15 protein-coding genes and 1 pseudogene are annotated in these 21,619 nt (G+C 74.4%); 5 read left to right on the forward strand and 11 right to left on the reverse strand.

Annotated features, from left to right (window positions below):
• Nucleotides 1-99: 99 nt before the first annotated feature.
• Together ACWPWV_RS11400 and hemQ are read left to right on the forward strand one after the other, a co-directional pair.
• Nucleotides 100-1,302, forward strand: a complete 1,203-nt coding sequence (locus ACWPWV_RS11400; RefSeq protein WP_454043107.1) for a ferrochelatase — start codon at nt 100-102, stop codon at nt 1,300-1,302.
• Between the two features lie 34 nt (nt 1,303-1,336).
• Nucleotides 1,337-2,069: pseudogene (hemQ, locus tag ACWPWV_RS11405) on the forward strand (hydrogen peroxide-dependent heme synthase).
• Between the two features lie 40 nt (nt 2,070-2,109).
• Here hemQ and ACWPWV_RS11410 read toward each other — a convergent pair.
• A complete protein-coding gene (locus ACWPWV_RS11410; protein ID WP_454043108.1) occupies nt 2,110-3,987 on the reverse strand; it encodes a M48 family metalloprotease in 1,878 nt (625 codons plus the stop codon).
• A 140-nt stretch (nt 3,988-4,127) separates the two neighbouring features.
• Between ACWPWV_RS11410 and ACWPWV_RS11415 the strand changes: the two genes are divergently transcribed.
• A complete protein-coding gene (locus ACWPWV_RS11415; RefSeq protein ID WP_454043109.1) occupies nt 4,128-4,958 on the forward strand; it encodes a tryptophan-rich sensory protein in 831 nt (276 codons plus the stop codon).
• Between the two features lie 36 nt (nt 4,959-4,994).
• Here ACWPWV_RS11415 and ACWPWV_RS11420 read toward each other — a convergent pair whose 3' ends face one another.
• From ACWPWV_RS11420 to ACWPWV_RS11430, 3 genes are all read right to left on the reverse strand, one after another.
• Nucleotides 4,995-6,341 (reverse strand): Glu/Leu/Phe/Val family dehydrogenase, encoded by a 1,347-nt coding sequence (locus tag ACWPWV_RS11420; RefSeq protein ID WP_454043110.1) that lies wholly within the window; start codon nt 6,339-6,341, stop codon nt 4,995-4,997.
• Between the two features lie 92 nt (nt 6,342-6,433).
• Complete coding sequence (locus ACWPWV_RS11425; RefSeq protein WP_454043111.1) at nt 6,434-7,240, reverse strand: aldo/keto reductase; 807 nt, start codon at nt 7,238-7,240, stop codon at nt 6,434-6,436.
• A gap of 49 nt (nt 7,241-7,289) precedes the next feature.
• Nucleotides 7,290-8,066, reverse strand: a complete 777-nt coding sequence (locus ACWPWV_RS11430; RefSeq protein WP_454043112.1) for a helix-turn-helix domain-containing protein — start codon at nt 8,064-8,066, stop codon at nt 7,290-7,292.
• Nucleotides 8,067-8,118: 52 nt separating this feature from the next.
• Between ACWPWV_RS11430 and ACWPWV_RS11435 the strand changes: the two genes are divergently transcribed.
• Nucleotides 8,119-11,745: a proline dehydrogenase family protein gene (locus tag ACWPWV_RS11435; protein ID WP_454043113.1), complete on the forward strand. Its 3,627-nt coding sequence runs from the start codon at nt 8,119-8,121 to the stop codon at nt 11,743-11,745.
• Between the two features lie 50 nt (nt 11,746-11,795).
• Here the strand turns inward: ACWPWV_RS11435 and ACWPWV_RS11440 are convergent, their stop codons facing one another.
• The 7 genes from ACWPWV_RS11440 to ACWPWV_RS11470 all read right to left on the reverse strand — a co-directional run bounded on the left by ACWPWV_RS11440 (nt 11,796) and on the right by ACWPWV_RS11470 (nt 20,005).
• On the reverse strand, nt 11,796-13,001 hold the full coding sequence (locus ACWPWV_RS11440) for a DNA glycosylase AlkZ-like family protein (RefSeq protein WP_454043114.1): 1,206 nt from the start codon (nt 12,999-13,001) through the stop codon (nt 11,796-11,798).
• 36 nt (nt 13,002-13,037) lie between these two features.
• Entirely contained in the window at nt 13,038-14,054 is a 1,017-nt protein-coding gene (locus tag ACWPWV_RS11445; protein ID WP_454043115.1) for a LacI family DNA-binding transcriptional regulator, read from the reverse strand.
• A gap of 68 nt (nt 14,055-14,122) precedes the next feature.
• Nucleotides 14,123-15,661, reverse strand: a complete 1,539-nt coding sequence (locus ACWPWV_RS11450) for a glycoside hydrolase family 1 protein (RefSeq protein WP_454043116.1) — start codon at nt 15,659-15,661, stop codon at nt 14,123-14,125.
• Between the two features lie 91 nt (nt 15,662-15,752).
• The gene (locus tag ACWPWV_RS11455; RefSeq protein ID WP_454043117.1) at nt 15,753-16,673 is read right to left on the reverse strand and encodes a carbohydrate ABC transporter permease; all 921 of its coding nucleotides are present in this window, start codon (nt 16,671-16,673) and stop codon (nt 15,753-15,755) included.
• Nucleotides 16,670-17,797: a carbohydrate ABC transporter permease gene (locus tag ACWPWV_RS11460; protein ID WP_454043118.1), complete on the reverse strand. Its 1,128-nt coding sequence runs from the start codon at nt 17,795-17,797 to the stop codon at nt 16,670-16,672. The genes ACWPWV_RS11455 and ACWPWV_RS11460 overlap by 4 nt, the downstream gene beginning before the upstream one ends.
• Before the next feature lie 128 nt (nt 17,798-17,925).
• Nucleotides 17,926-19,257, reverse strand: a complete 1,332-nt coding sequence (locus tag ACWPWV_RS11465) for an ABC transporter substrate-binding protein (RefSeq protein ID WP_454043119.1) — start codon at nt 19,255-19,257, stop codon at nt 17,926-17,928.
• 238 nt (nt 19,258-19,495) lie between these two features.
• Nucleotides 19,496-20,005 (reverse strand): DUF2505 domain-containing protein, encoded by a 510-nt coding sequence (locus ACWPWV_RS11470; protein ID WP_454043120.1) that lies wholly within the window; start codon nt 20,003-20,005, stop codon nt 19,496-19,498.
• A gap of 88 nt (nt 20,006-20,093) precedes the next feature.
• Here ACWPWV_RS11470 and ACWPWV_RS11475 point away from each other — a divergent pair, with 88 nt between their 5' ends.
• Nucleotides 20,094-21,581, forward strand: a complete 1,488-nt coding sequence (locus ACWPWV_RS11475) for a sensor histidine kinase (RefSeq protein ID WP_454044523.1) — start codon at nt 20,094-20,096, stop codon at nt 21,579-21,581.
• Nucleotides 21,582-21,619: the final 38 nt, after the last annotated feature.

The raw sequence follows: 21,619 nt of genomic DNA on the forward strand, positions 1-21,619 counted from the left end.
CACAACTCGGGGGAGGTGACACGGTGTCCGGTCGATGTCACGTCCGGATCGGCAGGTTCCGGGCGGGCGTGCGGCGGCGGCGGTGACATCATCGAGACCATGCCCTCGTTCTCCCCCCAGGACGCCGCCGCCGACGCCGCTCCGGCCGGTGCGACGCAGACCGCCCCCTCGCCCGCCGCCGACGTCCGCCCGTACGACGCGCTGTTCCTCTACTCGTTCGGCGGGCCCAACAAGCCCGAGGACGTCGTGCCGTTCCTGCGCAACGTCACGGTCGGCCGGGGGATCCCGGACTCGCGCCTCGAGGAGGTCGGCGAGCACTACTACGGCTTCGGCGGCAAGAGCCCCATCAACGAGCAGAACCTCGCGCTCAAGGCGGCCCTCGAGGGCGAGCTCGCGCGCCGCGGCATCGAGCTGCCGGTCGTGTGGGGCAACCGCAACTGGGAGCCGTACACCGACGACGCGATCACCGAGCTCGAGGCGCTCGGCGCCGAGCGCGCGGTCGCGCTCGTGACGTCGGCCTACTCGTCCTACTCCGGGTGCCGCCAGTACCGCGAGGACCTCGCGGTCGTCCTCGGCGAGCGCGGCCAGCTCGACGACGAGGGGTCCACCGGGGTCCGGTTCGACAAGATCCGCTCCTACTTCAACCACCCGGGCTTCGCGCAGGGCAACGTCGACGCGGTCCTCGACGGCTACGCCGCGCTCGCGGCGAAGGGCGGCGACGGCGCCGCGGCCCGCCTCGTGTTCGTCACCCACTCGATCCCGGACACGATGGAGGCGGCGTCGCGCATCGCGTTCGCGACGTACTCCGAGCAGCACCTCGACCTCGCGCGCGTGGTCGCCGGCCGGGTCTCCGAGCGCCTCGGCCACGAGGTGGCGTGGGACCTCGCCTACTGCTCGCGCTCGGGTCCGCCGAGCCAGCCGTGGCTCGAGCCCGACGTCAACGACCACCTCGAGGCGCTCGCGCAGGACGGCGTGCGCGACGTCGTGCTGTCCCCGATCGGGTTCGTCTCGGACCACATGGAGGTCGCCTACGACCTCGACACCGAGGCCCTGGAGACGGCGGAGAAGCTGGGGATGACGGCCGTCCGCGCCGGCACGGTCAGCACGCGCGAGCCCTTCGTGCGCGGGCTCGTCGACCTGCTCCTGGAGCGCGCGGCCATGGCGCGCGGCGAGGACGTCGAGCAGGCCACCGTCGGTGGCCTGCCCCCCTTCCGCTCCGTCTGCGCACCGGGCTGCTGCCTGCGCCGCGACGGCGAGCCGAGCGGCGTCCCCGCGCTCTGCAGCACCGACCTCCACAGCTGACCCGCCGGCACCCGGCCACCCGAGAGGACCCCCGATGAGCGACGCCGCCCGCGTCCCCGCCGACCACGACCAGATCAACTCGACCATCCGCTACGCGATGTGGTCGGTGTTCGCGACGGCGGCGCCCCTGCCCGCCCACCCCGAGGAGCGGGCCGCCCCCCACGCAGGCGCTCGACGCCGTCGGCGGCGGCGACGACCCCGCCGCGACGGACGGCGACCTCGTGGTCCGCGGCTGGTACGACGTGGCGGGCCTGCGCTCCGACGCGGACCTCATGGTCTGGTGGCACGGCCCGACCGTGGAGTCGGTCCAGGGCGCGTACCAGCGCCTGCGCCAGAGCGGGCTCGGCGCCCACCTCGAGCCCGTCTGGTCGAACGTGGCGCTGCACCGCCCGGCCGAGTTCAACCGGGGGCACGTCCCCGCGTTCCTCGCGGGCGAGGCGCCGCGGGACTACCTGAGCGTCTACCCGTTCGTGCGCTCCTACGACTGGTACCTGCTGCCCGACGCCGAGCGCCGCACCATGCTGCGCGACCACGGCCTGGCGGCGAAGGACTACCCGGACGTGCGCGCCAACACGGTCGCCTCGTTCGCGCTCGGCGACTACGAGTGGATCCTCGCGTTCGAGGCGGACGAGCTTCACCGCATCGTCGACCTCATGCGCGAGCTGCGCAACACCGAGGCGCGCCGTCACGTGCGCGAGGAGGTCCCGTTCTTCACCGGGCCGCGCACGGCGCTCACCGCGTGGGCGGACCGCCAGCCGTTCGCCTGAGGCGCCGTTCGCCTGAGGCGCGCGGCCGGCCGCCCGGGGCTCACCCCGCGGGGACCGCGTCGGGCTCGCCCTCGCGCACGTACGGTGCGACGTGCGCCACGAGGGCCTCGTCGCTGTCCTTCGTGAGCCGCTCGCCCGACCAGGTCTCGTGCAGCGAGACGGTCGTCCCGTCGTGCAGCGTGAGCTCGACCCGCGCGGGCGTGACCTTGCGCACGACCGCGGACGCGATCTCCTCGTACGCGAGGAAGCGGTGGGCGGCGGCGAGCCGGTCCACGGGTGCCGACTGCACGAGCCCGACGAGCCGGGCCTTGCCGCCCTCGGTCTTCTTCGGTGACGGTACGAGGATCAGGCCGTTGTCGAGCACGAGGACGTCGTGGGGCGCGCCGTCGACCTTGACGTTCGCCAGCCCGCCCACGATCTCGCCGCCGTGCGCGGTCGCCGTCTCGGCGACCTGCGCCGCGGCGGCCACGTCGACTCCGAGCTCGAGGAGCCGCTCGCGCGCCGCCGGGGCGGTGGCCGCGTCGAGCGCCTGACGCGCGACGGGCTCGAGGTCGAGCTCCGCGCCGGTGGAGGTGCTGACGAGGCGCGCCGGCCCGGACCAGGACGCCTGCCAGGACGCGACCCGGGACGTGACCGCGGCGGCGCGCAGCGCGGCGGTCGTCGCCGCGACGAGCTCCTCGCGCGCCTCGGGGAGCGGGTGGTTCGGCACGAGGTCGCGGCGCACGGCGTCGAGGCGCCCCGCCGCGACCACGTCGAGGAGCGCCGAGAGGTCGCCGCGCCCCGTGCCGGCGGCGCGGCCGACGGCCCGGTAGAGCGTGTCCGCCAGGCGCTGGTCGTGCAGCGGCATCGTGGTCGCGACGAGCGCGTCCCACCCGAGCCGGGCCCGCGAGCCGTAGTCGACCTGCTCCTCGGCGACCTGCGCCGCGCGCTCGGCGAACGCCGGGACGAAGGCCGTCGCCGGCCTGCGGTCGGTCGCGACCTCGCCGTCGGGCATCGTCTCCATGGCCGCGACGCGCGCGGCGATCGACGGGTGGCTGTCCCAGCGGGACTGGTCGGCGGGCGGGGCGTCGGTACGCAGCGTCGAGATCTCCTCGGCGCGTGCGTCCAGCAGCCGCGAGAACCCGTCGAAGACGTCCGCGGGGGCGGGGGCGTAGCCGTGGTCCCACCCGAGGCCGACGTACCGCGCGGTGTAGAAGCCCCACGCGGCGTCGAGCGTCGGCAGCTCGCGCAGCGCGGACTGCGCGGTCGCCCGGCCGGCGGCGCGGACGGAGAGCTCGTCCGCCTCGAGCTCCTGGCGGCGGCTCACGGCGGCGGACACGAGGAGGTAGAGCTTCGCGTACTGCATGAGGAGCCAGCCGACGACGTTGCCCCGGAGCTGCTGGACGGTCGCGACGATCGCCTCGCGCCCGCGGTAGGTGAGGGGGCCGAGGCGCGTGTGCGAGCGGGAGTAGTGCCCGAGCTCGTGCGCGAGGACCGACCGGAGCTGGGCGGCGTCGAGGCCCTGGAGCAGGGGGACGCCGAGGAACAGGCGCCGGGTGCCGCCCACGAGACCGAGCAGCCGGGTCTCCTCGTTGACCGCCGCGTTGACGTCCGCGACGAGGCGGATCTCGTCCGGCGCGCGCGTGTCGGCCACCTGCGCGAGCTCGCGCACCGTGGCCCAGAGCTCGGGTGCGTCGTGCTCGTCGAGCAGGACGCCCGACGGCGGGTGCTTCTCCGCCCGGGCCACCCGCCACAGCGCGACGACGAGACCGATCGCGACGACGACGGTGAGGAAGCCGAGCTTGGCCGCGCCGGCCCCGGCGTGCTCGGAGAAGGCCCAGACGCTCGCGGCGCCCAGACCGACCACGGCGCCGAGCGCGAGGACGTAGAAGCCGACGAGGAGGAGGACCGAGAGCGCTGCGCGCAGGGTCGTGGTCACGGGCGTGCCTTTCACGTGCGCCGCGCCTGTGCGGCGATCTGGCGCCGGAGCCTAGCGCCTCGCAGGCGGTCCGGACCAGCGGCGTCCGGGGACGACCCTCCCAAGATGCTCAGCATGCTGAGCGATGTCAGGCTGGAGCCATGACGACTGCAGCCGCCTCCTCGTCCCTGACCGTCCCTCCGACGACCACCGACCGGGTCCGCCAGGTCGTCGTGCTCGTCGGCTCCCTCGTCGCCGCCGGTGCCGCCGCGTACGGCGCGGGCGCGTTCGGCGGCACGGCCGTCGAGCAGACCGCCGGGGGAGCGCTCTCGGCCGACGCGACGCCGGTCGCGCCCGACAACCCGGCGTTCCGCATCTGGTCCGTGATCTACCTCGGGCTCTTCGTGTTCGCGGTCTACCAGGTGCTCCCGCGCCACGCCGCGACGCCACGCCTGCGCGCGACCGCGTGGTGGGTGCTCGCCTCGATGGTGCTCAACGCGGCATGGATCGGCGTGGTCCAGGCCGGCTGGCTCCCCGCGAGCGTCGCGGTGATCGCGGCCCTCCTCGCCGTCCTCGCCGTGATCGTCGTGCGCCTCGTCCGCAGCACGCCCGACAGCCGGGTGCAGGCCGTCGTGCTCGACGGCACCGTCGGCCTCTACACCGGGTGGGTGAGCGTCGCGACGCTCGCGAACGTCGCCGCGACGCTCGCCGACGCGGGGGTCGGCGACCTCGGCCTCGGCGCCACGGGATGGTCCGTCGTCCTGGTCGCGCTCGCCGCGGCGCTCGCCGTGGCCTGGGCGGCGTTCACGGGACGCCGTCGCGCGCTCGCCCTCGGCATCGGCCTCGCCATGTCGTGGGGGCTCGCGTGGATCGCCGCGGGGCGCTTCACGGGACCGCTCGAGGACACGACGGTGGCCTGGGCCGCCGCCGCGGCGTCGGCCGTCGCGCTCGTCGCGGCGCTCGCAGCGGTCGTGGTGCGCCGCCGCGGCTGAGCCGACGCCCGGCACGGCGGCAGGACCGCCCGCAGGCTACGGGTACAGGCCCCGGATCTGGTGCGCCTCCGCGACGCGCTGCACGCCGATGACGAGCGCCGCGTCGCGCAGGCTCAGCTCCTCGCGCCGCGCGAACGACGACACCTCGTCGTACGCGTGCTGCATCCGGTGCTCGAGCTTCTCGCCGATCTCCTGCGCGGTCCACCAGTAGGCCTGGTTCGCCTGCACCCACTCGAAGTAGGAGACGACGACGCCGCCCGCGTTCGCGAGCACGTCGGGGACCACGGTCACCCCGTTCTTCGCCAGGACGCGGTCGCCCTCGGCCGTCGTCGGCCCGTTGGCGCCCTCGACGACCCACCGCGCGCGGACCCGTCCCGCGGAGTCCTCGTCGAGCACGCCGCCGACCGCGGCCGGGACGAGCACGTCGACCTCGAGCGCGAGCAGCGCGTCGTTGGCGATCGCCTCGCCGCGCTCGAACCCCACGACGCTGCCCGTCGCGCCCACGTGCTCGAGCAGACCCCGCACGTCGAGGCCGTCGGGGTCGTGCACGCCGCCGTACTGGTCGGACACGGCGACCACGCGCGCCCCCCGCGCCGCGAAGATCGCCGCCGCGTGCGACCCGACCTTGCCGAAGCCCTGGATGGCGACGCTGACGTCCGAGAGGTCGGCGTCCTCCTCGGCGAGCGCAGCGCTCGTCACGTGCACCACGCCGGCGGAGGTCGCCGTCGTGCGGCCGAGCGAGCCGCCGACGGTGATGGGCTTGCCGGTGACCACGCCGGGGATCGTGTACCCCTGGTTCACCGAGTAGGTGTCCATGACCCAGGCCATCGTCTGCTCGTTGGTGCCCATGTCGGGCGCCATGATGTCCCGCTCCGGCCCGATCACCGGCATGATCTCCGACGTGTAGCGGCGCGTGACGCGCTCGAGCTCCGCGTCGGAGTGCTCGCGCGGGTCGATCGTCACGCCCCCCTTGGCGCCGCCGTAGGGCAGGTCGACGAGCGCGCACTTCCACGTCATCCACATCGCGAGCGCCCGGACCTCGTCGAGGTCGACGCCGGGGGAGTAGCGCAACCCGCCCTTGCCGGGCCCGCGCGAGACGTTGTGCTGGACGCGGTAGCCGTGGAACAGGACCGTGCGGCCGTCGTCGCGGCGCAGCGGGACGGCCACGTTCACCTCGCGCCGCGGCGTCGCGAGCATCTGGTGGAGGCCGTCGTCGTAGCCGAGGAAGCCGACCGCGCCGGCGAGCTGGGCGTGGGCGGTGGCGAGGGGCGAGCCGGCGTCGGGCGCGCGCCCCGCGAGCGGCGCGTCGTCGCGCGGGCCGGGCGCGGGCGGTGCCGCGGTCTCGGCGGGCAGGGTCGTCTGGGGTGCTGACGTCGTCGTCACTGGTCCTCCGGTTCGAGGTGGTCCCGGGCCCGGCGGGGGTGTGCCGGGTCCGGGACCACGCTACCGCGGCCCGCGGGGCACGCAGCCCGTGGTCAGCCGCCCAGCGCGTCGACCGCGGCGCGCTCCTCGGCGGTGAGCGAGAAGCCGGTGACCTGGAAGTTCGCCTCGATCCGCTCCGGCGTGACGGACTTCGGGATGACGACGAACCCGTGGTCGAGGTGCCAGCGCAGCACGACCTGCGTCGGCGTGACGCCGTGCGCCGCGGCGACCTCGGCGAGCACCGGGGCGTCGAGGTCGGTCCGCTTGAACGGGCTGTACCCCTCGAGCACCACGCCGCGCGTCGTGAGCTCCGACGCGACCTTCCGGTCGTAGTCCGCGGGGCTCCACGGGATCTGGTCCACGGCGGGCGTCTCGCCGACCTGCGCGGAGAGGATGTCGACCTGCTCGACGGAGTAGTTGCTCACCCCGATCGATCGGACCTTGCCCTCGTTCCGCAGCTCGACGAACCGCTCCCAGACCCACGGCGACGCCTCGCCCGACGGCGGCCAGTGGATGAGCCACAGGTCGACGTACTCGGTGCCGAGGTCGCGCAGCGACGCCTCGAGCGTCTCGCGCTCCTTCCCGGCGGCGTCCGGCGGGAGCTTCGTCGTGACGAACACGTCGGCGCGGTCGACGCCCGACCCGGCGAGCGCCCGGCCGACCTGCGACTCGTTGCCGTAGCCGGTCGCGGTGTCCACGTGCCGGTAGCCCACGTCGAGCGCGTGGCGCACGGAGCGGTAGGCGTCGTCGCCCTCGGACTGCCAGGTGCCGAGGCCGAGGAGCGGGATCTCCCCGCCGGGGAGGGTCGCGGTGGGGATGCCGGAGGTGTCGGGTCGTGAGGTGTCGGGTCCTGTGGTCATGGGGACCAGTCTTCGTGCCCGACGCCGTCCCTCGCCACCCGGCGCGGGCTCAGCGCGCGGTGCGCCGGCGGTACTGCGCGGGGGTCTCTCCCGTGAGGCGCGCGAAGGTACGCGTGAACGACGGCTGGTCGTAGAAGCCCGACGCCGCCGCGACCTCGGCGATCGACCCCTCGCGCGCGGCGAGGAGCCGGGTCGCCCGGTCGACGCGCGTGCGCAGCACGAGCTGGCGCGGGGTCACGCCGTAGACGCGCCGCACCCGGCGCTCGAGCGTCGACGGCGTGCAGCCCGCGGCCGCCGCGAGGAGCTCCGCCGTCCAGCGTGCGCCGAGATCCGCCTCGACCGCGGCCACGAGCGCGGACAGCGACGCCATCGTCGCGTCGTCGGCCGCGCCCGCCCGCAGGTCGTGCGAGACGGACACGAGCCCGACGAGCCGGCCGGCGTCGTCGTGCACGGGCAGCTTCGCGGTGAGGAACCAGCCCGACGTGCCGCCGAGCCGGCGGATGCGCTCGAGCTCGCCCCGCAGCGGGCGGCCCGTGCGCAGCACCTCGGCGTCCTGCTGCTCGTAGCGCTCGGCGAGCTGGGGCACGAACAGGTCTCCCGCGCGCCGACCGACGACGGCGCGGCGCGAGCGCTCCGTGGTCCGTGCGACGAACACGGGGTTCACGGCGACGTAGCGCCCGGTGACGTCCTTCGCGCAGAACATCGTGTCGGGCAGCTCGTCCATGAGCGCGACCATCGCCGGGCTGAGCGCCGCGAGGAGCGCGTCCGCGGTCGCCGTGCCGGCGGGGTGCCGCAGCGGGTCGGCGTTGTCGCGGAGGTGTGCCATGTCGTCCCGGATCGTACAAGACAGGGCGCGCGCGGAGAGGCACGCTGGAGGGATGAGCGACGACGCCACCACGCGGCCTCTCCCCACCCCCGGAGCCGCCGCCGCCACGACCCTCACCTCGCCCGAGGACCTCGTCGACGACGCGGTCGACCTGGCCCGCCGCTGGCTCGCCGCGAGCGAGGGGACGGGCGACGCGCGCGCGCAGGCCCGCGAGCGTCGGACGGCGGAGCGGCTCGGCGCCCTCGTCTCCGACCCGGCCGGGCTGGAGCTCGCCGTCCGGTTCGTCGACGACGTCGCGCGCCCCCAGGACGCGCGCGTCGCGGCGCGCGCGCTCGCCCGGATCGGCGAGCTCGCGGGGAGCGCGGGCTCCTTCCTCGGGCCCGTGGACCGGACGCTCCTGCGCGTCGGGGCGGGCGTCGCACCCGTGCTGCCGGGCGTCGTCGTGCCCGCCGCGCGCGTGCGCCTGCGACAGCTCGTGGGCCACCTCGTGGCCGACGCCGGGAAGGGCCTCGGCGCGCACCTCGCCCGTACGCGCGAGGAGGGCTACGCGCTCAACGTCAACCTCCTGGGCGAGGCGGTGCTGGGCGAGGACGAGGCCCGGGCGCGGCTCGAGCGGACGATCGCCCTCGTCGAGCGTCCCGACGTCGACTACGTGTCGGTCAAGGTGTCCTCGGTGGCGTCCCAGCTCGTCACGTGGGACCTCGAGGGGTCGCGCGACCGGGTCGTCGAGCGCCTGCTGCCCCTGTACCGGGCGGCGCGCGACCACGGCGTGTTCCTCAACCTCGACATGGAGGAGTACCGCGACCTCGCGCTGACCACCGAGGTGTTCCGCGCGGTCCTCGGCCGCGACGAGCTCCGCGACCTCGAGGCCGGGATCGTGCTCCAGGCGTACCTGCCCGACGCCCTCGGCGCGCTCGACGGCCTGACGGCGTTCGCGACCGAGCGCGTCGCCGCCGGGGGAGCGCCGATCAAGGTCCGTCTCGTCAAGGGCGCGAACCTCGCGATGGAGGCCGTGGAGGCCGAGCTGCACGGGTGGCCGCAGGCGCCCTACCCGACGAAGCCCGACGTCGACGCGAACTACGTCCGCCTGCTCGACCACGCGCTGCGCGCTCCGCGCGCCGACGCCGTCCGGATCGGCGTCGCGAGCCACAACCTCTTCCACGTCGCGCTCGCCGTGCTGCTGGGCCGCGCGCGCGGCGTGAGCCACGCGCTCGACGTCGAGATGCTCCAGGGCATGGCGCCGGGAGAGGCGCGCGCGGTGCGCGACGAGGTCGCGCGGGACCGGGCGCAGGCCGAGCCGCACGCCGGGCGGGGCGGCCGGGTGGTGCTCTACACCCCGGTCGTGCGCGACGAGGACTTCGACGTCGCGATCTCCTACCTCGTGCGCCGGCTCGAGGAGAACGCCGCCGAGCAGAACTTCCTCCACGCGATGTTCGCCGGCGACGGGCGCAGCGCGATGGAGCGGCAGGAGGACGCGTTCCGCGCGTCCGTGCACCACGGCGTCCACCACACCGAGGCCGACGTGACGCCCCGCCGCCGCCCGCGCACGGCGCCGGCGCCCGCGGTCGAGCCCCGCGCCGGCGCCGGACCCCGGTCCGTGCGTCACGAGGACGTCCGCGTGGCCGACGACCCGGGGTTCGCCAACGCGGCCGACACCGACCCGGCCGTCGCGGAGCACCGCGCGTGGGCGGCGCACGTCACGGGCCCGGACAGCGGGTTCGTGCCCGTCCGGACGCCCGAGCTCGCGTCCACGGCGGAGGTGGACGACGTCGTCGCCCGGGCCGGGCGCGCCACCGCGGCCTGGTCCCGGGTCACGCCGGCCGCGCGCGCCGTCGCGCTGCGCGCCGTCGCACGCCGCCTCGAGGAGGCGCGCACCGACCTCGTCGCCGCCATGGTGCACGAGCCCGGCAAGACCGTCGCCGAGGCCGACCCCGAGGTGAGCGAGGCCGTCGACTTCGCCGCCTACTACGCGGACCGGGCCGCCGAGCTCGACCCGGCGTCCGGTGCCTACCCGGGAGCGCGGTTCACGCCCGACGGCGTCACGCTCGTCACCCCGCCGTGGAACTTCCCCGTCGCGATCCCCGTCGGCGGTGTCCTCGCGGCGCTCGCGGCCGGGTCCGCCGTCGTCGCCAAGCCCGCACCGCCGACGCCGCGCTGCCTCGAGGTCGCGGTCGACGCGATCCACGCCGGCCTCCGCGACGCCCTCGCGGCCGACCCCGAGCCCTTCGCCGCCGCCGGGTTGGAGCCGGGCACGGTCGCCGAGGTGGTCCAGTACGTCCGCGTGCCCGACGACGAGCGTGGCACCCACCTCGTCACGCACGACGGCGTCGCCCGGGTCGTGCTGACGGGCTCGATCGAGACGGCCCAGCTCTTCGCGCGCTGGAAGCCGGAGCGCCCGGTGCTCGCGGAGACGTCCGGCAAGAACGCGCTCGTCGTCACGCCGTCCGCGGACCTCGACCTCGCGGTCGCGGACCTCGTGCGCTCGGCGTTCGGGCACGCGGGGCAGAAGTGCTCGGCGGCGTCGCTCGCGATCCTCGTCGGCTCCGCGGGAGACCCGCGCACCGAGACGGGGCGCCGCGTGCGGCGCCAGCTCGTCGACGCCGTGCGCTCGCTCGTCGTCGGCCCGGCGACCGACCTGTCGACGACGACCGGCCCGCTGACCGAGCCCGCGTCCGGCAAGCTCCTGCGCGCGCTGACGACGCTCGAGGAGGGCGAGTCCTGGCTCGTGGAGCCCCGCTGCCTGGACGCCGGCGAGGACGGGGCGGGCAGGCTCTGGACGCCGGGCCTCAAGGAGGGGGTGCGCCCCGGGTCGGCGTTCCACCTCACGGAGTACTTCGGGCCGGTCCTCGGCATCATGACGGCCGCGACGCTCGACGACGCGATCGCGCTGCAGAACGCCGTCCCGTTCGGCCTCACGGGCGGCATCCACAGCCTCGACGACGACGAGGTCGCCCGCTGGCTCGACGCGGTCGAGGTCGGCAACGCGTACGTCAACCGCCACATCACCGGTGCGATCGTGCAGCGCCAGTCGTTCGGCGGCTGGAAGCAGTCGGCCGTCGGGCCGGGCGCCAAGGCGGGCGGCCCGAACTACGTGGCGCAGCTCGGCCGGTGGGCCGACGAGATCGCGGGCGTCCCTGCGTCGTCGCAGGACGCTCCCGACGGCGGCCTCCCGCCCGCGCGCGACGTCGCGCCGGAGCGGTGGCTCGCGTGGGCGAAGGCGGACGACGCCCGGTGGTGGGCGGACGAGTTCTCCGTGGACCACGACCCCTCGGACCTGCAGGCCGAGTCGAACGTCTTCCGGTACCGGCCGGTCGACGTCCTCACCGTCCGGGTGGGCTCCGACGCCGTGCCGGCCGAGGTCGAGCGGGTCCTGCACGCGGCGCGCACCGCGGGCGTGCCGGCGATCGTCGTGCCGGCCCCCGGGGCGCCGGGGGCGCGGGGTGCGGTCGAGGTGACCGACGAGGACTTCGCCGCCCGCGTCGGCGACGGCCGCGTGCGGGGCCGGGTGCGCGTCGTCGGCTCGTCGGCCGGGTTGCGCGAGGCCGCCGCGGAGCGCGTCGGCGAGGTGACGGTGCTCGACCAGCCGGTCGTCGCGAGCGGTCGCCGCGAGATGCTCGCGGTGCTCCACGAGCAGGCCGTGAGCCGCACGACGCACCGGTACGGCCACGTGCGCCGCTGACGACGCGCCCGAGCACGACCCGGCGGCGGACCGGGCTCGTCGGCGAGGCGTCAGGCGGAGCGCACGACGTCCACCGTCGACGCCCCGCGGAAGGCGGCGAGCCGCTCGGCCTGGGCGACGACGGCGGTGTCGAGCGCCGTGTCCCAGGCGGTCCAGGGATCGGTGACGACGGCGAGCCGCCGGCCCGACGCCCGGGGCCGCCACGTCCCGACCACCTCGGACCCGGCGAGCACGGCTCCCGGGCGACCCAGGGTGCGCCACAGGTCCTGCGCACGAGACGCGTCCGGGACGAGCAGCCGGCGGTCCCGAAGCTGGACGTAGAGGTCGTACGGACCGAGGAGGCGGACCCGTTCTGCGCCGTCGGCGTCGGAGAGCCGGTCCGCCGCACCGGCGAGCGTGTCCGCGTCGTCGGCGAGAACCCACCGCTGCGCGCGCCGGCCCTCGCCGGAGGCGTCCCCGTCCACCACGTCCACGGCGACCGCGTCCTCGGGCCAGGCGGCCCGCACGTCGCGGACCGGCGCGTCGAGGAACGCCGCGACGTCCTGCACGCTCGCCGGGCCGAGCAGGCGCAGGTACCCACGCACGACGTCGAGCCGCGGGTCCGCCTCGTCGGCCAGCCGCCGGTAGAGCGGGGCGTCGAGCCCGGCCGCGCGCCGCAGGACCGGCGGCGAGGTGCCGGGCTCGAGCTCGAGCCCGGCCTGCAGGGCCGCGAGCCGGAACGTCATCTCGTAGCTGTGCGTCGCGTCGCAGGATCGGCACCAGCGCAGGTAGGGCTCGGTGAGCCGCTCGGTGAGCCGGGTGGACAGCTCGCCCTTGACCGTCGGTGACGTCACGATCGCGCGCTCGTTCTCGGCGACGGTGCGCAGCGCGTCGAGCACGGAGGTCCCGGCCGCGCGCAGCGGGCGACTCGCGTCGTACACGCGCTTCGCGGCGTCGGCCTCCGACAGCGGCGCCGTGGCGACCGCGACGGACCCGAGATCGGTACGACGGTACGCGTGCGGCGCGCCGCGCAGCGTCCAGGCGAGCGCGAGGTCGCCGGGTCCCGCCGGGGGAGCCCCGCGCAGCTCGAGGGCCCAGCGCGCGCCGTCGGGACCGGTGTCCTGGACGCCCAGGTCGAGGACCGCCGCGTCCAGCGGGGAACGGGCGGGACCGGGGTCGCGGTCCAGCTCCTGCGCGTGCCGGCGGAAGGCGAGGACGGCGGCACGCGTGACGCGCAAGGGCGCGCCCGCGCGCGAGGCGGGGTCGTTCCTGGTCACGTCCTCACGCTACGACCGGCCGCCCACGGGGCGTCGTCAGACGGAGGCGCGCTCCACGAGCTCGGGCGAGAGCACGCACGAGCTGACCTCGTCCGAGCGGTGCGCGACGAGGTCGAGCAGGAGGTCGGTCGCGTTGCGCACCATCTCGACCATCGGGTTCTGGACCGTGGTGAGCGGCGGCGACGTCGTCGCGGCGTTCGCGAGGTTGTCGAAGCCGACCACGGAGACGTCCCCCGGGACGCTGCGCCCGTGCTGGGCGAGGACGCGCATCGCGCCCTCGGCCATGAGGTCCGACGCGGCGAAGAGGCCGTCGACGTCCGGGTGCTCCGCGAGGATCCGTTCCATCGCGGTGGCTCCGCCCGAGGCGGCGAAGTCGCCCACCTCGACCGCGTCGTCGGGCAGGCCGGCGTCGCGCAGCACCTCGCGCCAGCCCGTGAGCCGGTCGACGCCCGCGGTCATGTCCTGCGGCCCCGCGATCGTGGCGATCCGGCGGCACCCCGCCTCGACGAGGCGCCGGGCGGCGAGCCGTCCGCCCTCGACGTTGTCGACGTCCACGTAGACGAGGTCCGGGGTCGGGCGGAACGGGCGGCCGACGAACACCGCGGGCAGCCGCGTCGCGAGCAGCGCCTCCTCGAGCTCGTCGTCGCGGTGGTGCGAGGCCACGATCGCGCCGTCGACGTGGCCGCTGCGCAGGTAGCGCACGATCCGCCCGGGCTGCTCGTCCGGCCGCGCGAACAGGAGGACGAGCTGGAGGTCCGTCCCGCCGAGCGCCGCGCTGACGCCCCGCATCGTGCCGGCGAGGAAGGGGTCGGTGAGGATGCGCTCATCGGGCTCGGGGACCACGAGCGCGATCGAGTCGGTCCGGCGCGTCACGAGCGACCGTGCGGCACGGTTCGGCGTGTAGCCGAGCTCGGCGACGGCGGCGTCGACCGCCGCCTGCGCCTCGGGGGAGACGCGCAGACCGCCGTTGATCGCGCGTGACGCCGTCGACCGGGAGACTCCCGCCGCCTGGGCCACCTCGTCCAGGGTCGGGGCGATGCTCGGAGTGCTCATCCGACCAGTATCCCGCGTCCCGCTCCCGATGGTCCTGGGAGCGGGACGCGACGGCGTCAGGGCGCTCATCAGTGCCCCGCGTCGTCCTGCGCGTCGTCCCGGGCGGGCACGGCGTTCGCCTGGGCGACGCGCGCGTACCACCGGCCGCTGGCCTTGACCGTGCGCTCCTGCGTGCCGTAGTCGACGCGGACGATGCCGAAGCGCTTCGTGTAGCCCAGGGCCCACTCGAAGTTGTCCATGAGCGACCACGCGAAGTACCCGCGCACGTCCGCGCCGGCGTCGATCGCGTCCTTCGTCGCGCGCAGGTGCGCGTCGAGGAACCCGAGCCGGTCCTGGTCGTCGACCGACCCGTCGGTCTCGACCGTGTCGGGGTAGGCCGCGCCGTTCTCCGTGACGTACATGCTCACGCCGAGCGGGCCCGTGTACTCCTCCTGCAGGCGCGTGAGCAGGCGCGTCAGGCCCTCGGGCTGGACCTCCCAGCCCATGTCCGTGAGGGGCAGGCCGCGCGAGTGACCGTGCACCCCGTCCGCGGCGGGGTACGGCGACGACGTCTCGCGCACCGGGACGCTGGCGGTCGCCTCGTCGTCGGCCGCGCGCACGCCCTCGGGACGCGTGCCGCCGTCCGCCGAGCCCGTCTCCTGCGGGCGGGCCGAGAACGCGCCGCCGTTGTAGTAGTTGACGCCGAGCGTGTCGATCGGGGTCGAGATGGTCTCGAGGTCGCCGTCCCGGACGTGGTCGAGCAGCCCGTAGGGCGCGACGTCGTCCAGCACGTCCTGCGGGTAGGCGCCGCGGAACAGCGGGTCGAGGAAGATCCGGTTGAACTGGCCGTCGATCCGGCGGGCGGCGTCGACGTCGGCGGGGTCGGCCGGGTCGACCGGGTCCGCCACCGTGAAGTTCAGGGTGATGCCGAGGTTCGCCTGCGGCGCGCGCTCGCGCAGCGCCTGCACCGCGAGGCCGTGCCCGAGCAGGAGGTGGTGGGCCGCGGCGAGACCGTCCGGGCGCGACCGGCGACCCGGGGCGTGCACCCCCGCGGTGTACCCGAGGAACGCGGAGCACCACGGCTCGTTGAGGGTCGTCCACACGCCGACCCGGTCCCCGAGCGCCTCGTGCATCGTCACGGCGTACTCCGCGAACAGGGACGCGGTGTCGCGGTTCGTCCACCCGCCCTTGTCCTCCAGCGCCTGCGGCAGGTCCCAGTGGTAGAGCGTGATCCACGGGAGGATCTCGGCGTCGAGCAGCTCGTCGACGAGGCGGTCGTAGAACGCGAGCCCCTGCGGGTTCACCGCGCCGCCGTCCGGCCGGACGCGGGCCCACGAGCTCGAGAAGCGGTAGGCGCCGAGGTTCAGGTCCCGCATGAGCGCGACGTCCTCGCGGTACCGGTGGTAGTGGTCGCACGCGACCAGGCCGTCGTCGCCGTTCACCACCGCGCCGGGGACGCGGGCGAAGGCGTCCCACACCGAGTCCGTGCGGCCGTCGGTCTGCGCGGCACCCTCGATCTGGAAGGACGCGGTCGCCGCGCCCCAGAGGAATCCGTGCGGCATCTCGACGCGGCCGGTGGCCGTCGCCGGGTTGGGCGCGAGCGGCGTGGACGGGACGAAGAGGCTCATGGGTCGATTGTCCTTCGAAAGGTACGGGGGACCACCGGACGGGCCCCGGTCAGGAGCCCGCCCGGTGGGCCGGTGCGGTGACGGGGCGGTGTCAGCCCTTGACGGCGCCCTGCATGATGCCCGCGACGAGCTGGCGTCCCGTGAACATGAAGATCACGATGAGCGGCAGCGTCACGAGGAAGATGCCCGCCATGACGAGCGAGTAGTCGACGAAGAAGTTCGACTGCAGGGACCGGACGACGAGGGGCAGCGTCGGATTGTTCTGGTTGAGCACGATGGACGGCCAGAAGAAGTTGGTCCACTGCTGGACGAACGTGAACAGGCCGAGCATCGCGGCGGCGGGGCGCGCCGCGGGCAGGGCGATCGACCAGAACGTGCGGAACATCGACGCGCCGTCGACGCGCGCGGCCTCGATGAGCTCGTACGGCAGGGCCTCGCCGAGGTACTGCGTCATCCAGAACACGCCGAACGCCGTGACGAGGGCCGGCACGATGACCGCCTGCAGCTTGCCGATCCACCCGAGGTCCGACATGAGGATGTACATCGGGATGACGCCGAGCTGGGTGGGGACCGCCATCGTGGCGATGACGAACACCAGGAGCGGGCCGCGCCCCTTGAACCGGAGCTTGGAGAACGAGAACCCGGCGAGCGTCGAGAACAGCACGACCGACAGGGACGTGATCACCGCGATGACGACGGAGTTCCACGCCGCCTTCCAGAAGTTGATCGCGTCCGAGCTGATGACCGCCGCGAACTGGGTGAAGAGGCTCGAGTCCGGCAGGAGCTGCGGCAGGGCGTTGCGGGAGATCTCCTCCGGGGTCGACGACCCCAGGATGAGGGTGAAGTACAGCGGGAAGACCGAGATCAGCAGGACGATGCCGAGCAGCGTGTACGTGACCCAACGAGGACGGCGCTGGGTGCCGCCGACGTTCTTGCCTGCGGAACGGCGGCGGGCTGCGGCGCGCGCGGCGCCCGGCCCGGCGGTCTGGGCGACGACGGGGACGGAGCTCATCGCTTCCTCCGATCGGTGGTGCTGGGCGTCGAGCCGCCTGCCGACGGTCCGACGTGACGGGCGGGGGCGGTCGGCTGCGACGACGAGGCGAGCTCGGCGCGGGCGCGCGCCGCGCGTCGACGGCGCTCCCGTCGCGAGTCGCCCGTGGGCGCTCCCGAGGTCGAGATCCGTCGGGTCACGAGGAAGTTGACCATCCCGATGAGCAGGATGAGCAGGAACAGCAGCCAGGCGATCGCGGCCGCTCGGCCGAAGTTCTTCTGGTTGCCCCACGCGACGTCGTACAGGTACAGCACGGTCGTCATCCACTGCCGGTCGGCGCCGCCGAGGCCCTGCGCGTCGTACATGCGCGGCTCGTCGAAGATCTGCAGGCCACCGATGGTCGACGTGATGACGACGAAGATGATCGTCGCGCGGATCTGCGGGACCGTCACCGAGAAGAACTGGCGGACGCGGCCCGCGCCGTCGATGATCGCGGCCTCGTAGAGCTCGCGCGGCACGGCCTGCATCGCGGCGAGGAAGATCAGCGCGTTGTAGCCGGTCCAGCGGAAGTTGACCATCGACGAGATCGCGACGTGGCTCGCCAGGGCGTCGGCGTGCCAGCGGATCGGCTCCACGCCGACGAGGCCGAGGAGCTCGTTGATGAGGCCGTACTGGTCGGCGAACAGGCGGCCGAAGATCATCGAGACGGCGACCGGCGCGACGACGTAGGGGAGCAGGACGCCCATGCGCCAGAACGTCGCGGTGCGCAGGTTCTGGTCCAGCAGGGCGGCGATCGCGATCGCGGCGATCACCTGCGGCACGGACGAGAGCACGAAGATCGAGAGCGTGTTGCGCAGCGACTTCCAGAAGGTGGGCTGCGCGAGGACGTCGGAGTAGTTCTGGAGACCGACGAAGTCGCCCTGGCCACCCAGGAGGTTCCAGTCGTACACCGACACGACGGCCGTGTAGACGAGCGGGAACAGGCCCGTGATCGCGAAGAGCACGAAGAACGGCGAGATGTAGAGGTAGGGGGACACCTTGACGTCCCAGCGGCTCATGCGCTGGGAGAAGCCGAGGCGGCGCGGTGCGCGCTCTTTCGGCCCGCGGAGCCCGGGTGAGGGCTGGGTGGGGGTGAGGACGGCCATGTGAGTTCCTGTGCGGCGGGTGGCGTCGTCGTCCGGCGAGCGACGCGGTGCGGTGGGCGGGCGGGTGCGCCCGAGGACGCACGGCGGGGGCCGGGCCGACGCGTGCGCGCCGGCCCGGCCCCGTCAGGTCAGAGACCCAGGTCCTGGAAGGACTGGAGCGTCTTGTCCCACGAGGACGCGGCGTCGTCGGTCTTCTCGACGTCGACGCGCTTGATGCCGTCCTGCACCGTCGTGTGGATCGCGAAGTAGTTCGCGCCCTTGAACGGGGCGCCGTCGATCGCGAGCGCACGGTTCACGAAGATCTCACCGACCGGGGCGGCGTTGAAGAACTCGTTCGTGAAGGACTGGACCGCCTCGGACTCCTGCGCCTCGACCTGCGACGGGAAGGTGCCCGCGTTCTCGAAGGCCGTGGTCTGCTGCGCCGGGTCGGTCAGCCACGCGGCGAGCTCCTTGGCCGCCTCCGCGTTCGGGCCCGTGGCCGGGACCGTGAGGAACGAGCCGCCCCAGTTGAGGCCGCCACCGGGGAACACGTCGGCGACGTTCCAGCCGGCGACGCCGCCCGAGCGCTCCTCGATCGGACCGGTCATCCAGGCCGGGCAGATCATCGTCGCGAAGCCGTCGTTCTGGAACGCGGCGTCCCAGTCGGCGGACCACTGCTCGAGGCCGGCGGACAGGCCGTTCGTCGTGGACTGCTCCAGGACGGTGTCGTAGATGTCCTTGATCTCGGTGTTCTCCGCGAGGTCCTTCGGCGTGCCGTCGGACTCCTCGTAGGCGTTGTCGATCTGGTTGACCATGCCCTGCGAGATCGACATGGCCGAGTCGTACCAGGCCGCGTCGCTCGCCTCGACGAACTGCGCGCCGGCGGCGAAGTAGTCGTCCCACGTCGCGTCCTCGCCACCGAGCAGCTCGGCGACGGCGGCCGGGTCGCTCTCGAGGCCGGCGGCCTCGAAGAGGTCCTGGCGGTAGCAGATCGCGCTCGGGCCGATGTCGGTGCCGTAGCCGATGAGCTTGCCGTCGGTCGTCGTCGCCTGCTGGACCTTCCAGTCCACCCAGCGGCCCTCGAGCGCGTCGTCGGACAGGTCCTCGAAGAGGTCGGGGTACTGCATGAGCTCGGGGAGCCAGTCGACCTCGATCGCCTCGATGTCGGCGAGACCCTCGCCACCGGCGGCGAGCTTCGTCGTGAGGTTGGTCCGCGCGTCCTCCGACTTGGCGGCCTTCGTCTGCTTGACCGTGACGTTGGGGTGCTCCTCCGAGTACGCCGCGAGCAGCTCGTCGGTGTAGCCGAAGTCGTTGAACGTCGCGACGGTGAGGGTGATCTCCTCGTCGCTCGACGCGGACGTCTCGTCGTCGGAACCCGTGCCGCTCGAGCACGCGGTGAGGGTGAGGGTGATGGCCGCGAGGCCCGCAGCGGCGGAGATCGCCTTGCGGGACCGGCGGGTCGAACGGGTGCTGCTCAGCACGGTGACTCCCTTGTCGGTGGGACGGGATGGCAGCGCTCCCACTCCAGAGTGGTAGCGCTTCCACGAACGTGGCTCGATGGTGCTCGGGCCGGGTGGGGCGTGTCAAGCGCCGCCCTGCGGCGGATCGCGGTGGGCGCGCTCCCATACCCGCATCGTCGCAGGTCAGGAGCGCGCCGGAGTCGTGCGGGCCCCGGATGCGGCCGAAATTGTTACCGGTTCGAGACCCCTCGGCGGGCCGTCAGCGGGAGAGCCACTCGCGCCCTGCGCGCTCCTCCGCGGCGAGCGCGCCGCGCACGGCCTCCGCCGCGGCCTCCTCGATCGCACCGCCGAACAGCGGGACGGAGGCCTTGATCTCCCCGGTGTACGTCTGCACGGTCGAGGTCGGGTCGTCGGGCGCGGGCGTGAGCCGGACGGTGCCCGTCAGCCGGACGGGTGCCCCGGTGATCTCCAGGGACACCGTGCCCGTGCGGACGCCGTCGCGCTCCGGCTCCCACGCCTCGGCCTGGCGGATCTCCAGGCGTCCCCCGACGAAGCCGCGCACGTGCGCCGGGATCTGGTCCGTCGGGAGCTCGCGGCGCACGGCGACGGTGAAGCCCGCCGCGGCGCCGCCCGTGACGTCGACCTGCACGACGGCCGCGCCGGGCCCGCCCGACCGCTCGGCGCGCCACCGGACGAACGACTCGTCGGCGAGCATCGCTCCGACCTCCTGGACGGGTGCGGGATAGCGCAGCTCGACGCTCAGGTGCACAGGACCTCCTCGGGGGCGCGCCCGGGGCGCGGGCGCTCATCGGGACTCTAACGGGCTGCGCACAACTACGCTGGGGTCCGTGTCTGCCATGAGTGACCTCATCTCCCGCCACGCCGACCTCAGCGCCGGTGACAACGAGTGGCTCCACCTGCTCGTGGGGGACTGGCAGGTGATCTCCGACCTCGCCTTCGCCGACCTCGTGCTGTGGCTCCCCACGCAGGACGGCAACTTCGTCGCCGTGTCCCAGTGCCGTCCCTCGACGGGCGCGACCGTCCACTACGACGACATCGTCGGATCGCTCGCCCCCGACGGTCAGCGCCCCCAGCTCGAGCGCGCCCTCACGGAGGCGCGCTCGCAGCGCTCGCGCGAGCCCCGCTGGTTCGGGGCGTACGCCGTGCGCGAGGAGGCCATCCCCGTCGTCCACGAGGGCCGGGCGATCGCCGTCGTCGCGCGCCAGACCAACCTCGGCAGCGGCCGCACCCCGAGCCGGCTCGAGCTCAACTACGTCGAGGCGGCCGACGACCTCATCGCGATGATCTCGCGCGGCGAGTTCCCGTTCCCGAACGCGGCCACGGGCCCGCGCCGCGGCGCCCCCCGCGTGGGTGACGGGCTGATCCGCCTCAACTCCGAGGGCGAGGTGCTCTACGCGAGCCCCAACGCCCTGAGCTGCTTCCACCGCCTCGGCGTCATCGGCCCGCTCGTCGGCCGGTCGCTCGTCGAGGTGACGACCGACCTCATCGAGCACGAACGGACGGTCGACGAGTCCCTGCCCCTCGTCGTCATGGGCCGCGCGCCGTGGCGCACCGACATCGAGGCGCACCGCGTCGCCCTGTCGCTGCGCGCCCTGCCGCTCACGGAGTCGGGCCAGCGCATCGGCGCGGTCCTGCTGTGCCGGGACGTGTCGGAGCTGCGGCGGCGCGAGCGCGAGCTCATCACCAAGGACGCGACGATCCGCGAGATCCACCACCGCGTGAAGAACAACCTGCAGACCGTCGCCGCGCTCCTGCGGCTCCAGGCCCGGCGGATGGACATCCCCGAGGCGCGCGCCGCGCTCGAGGAGGCGATGCGCCGCGTCGCGACCATCGCGCTCGTCCACGAGAGCCTGTCGCAGACCCTGGACGAGGAGGTCGAGTTCGACGACATGGTCGGCCGCGCCCTGCGCCTCGCCGCCGACGTCGCGTCCGCCGACACGAGCGTGCGCACCGTGCGCACGGGCAGCTTCGGCCTCGTCCCCGCCGAGGACGCGACCGCGCTGGCGCTCGTCCTCACGGAGCTCGTCACGAACGCGGTCGAGCACGGCCTGGCGAAGCAGGAGTCGGGGACGGTCGAGGTGGCCGTCGACCGCGACGGCTCCGCGGTCCGCATCGTCGTCTCCGACGACGGGATCGGCATGCCCGACGGCGGCGTGGCCCACGCGGGCCGCGTCGCGAAGAGCGGGCTCGGCTCGCAGATCGTCCAGACCCTCGTGACGAACGAGCTCGGCGGCTCGATCGAGTGGGGCGCGCGTCCGGGCGGGGGCACGCAGGTCGTGCTGCAGCTCGTCCTGCGCGACGGCGCCGGGTCCCGGCACGCCTGACGGCGCGAGCTGGGCTCCGGCCCGGGACGGGCCCCCGG

The sequence above is a fragment of the Cellulosimicrobium sp. Marseille-Q8652 genome (assembly GCF_965112045.1).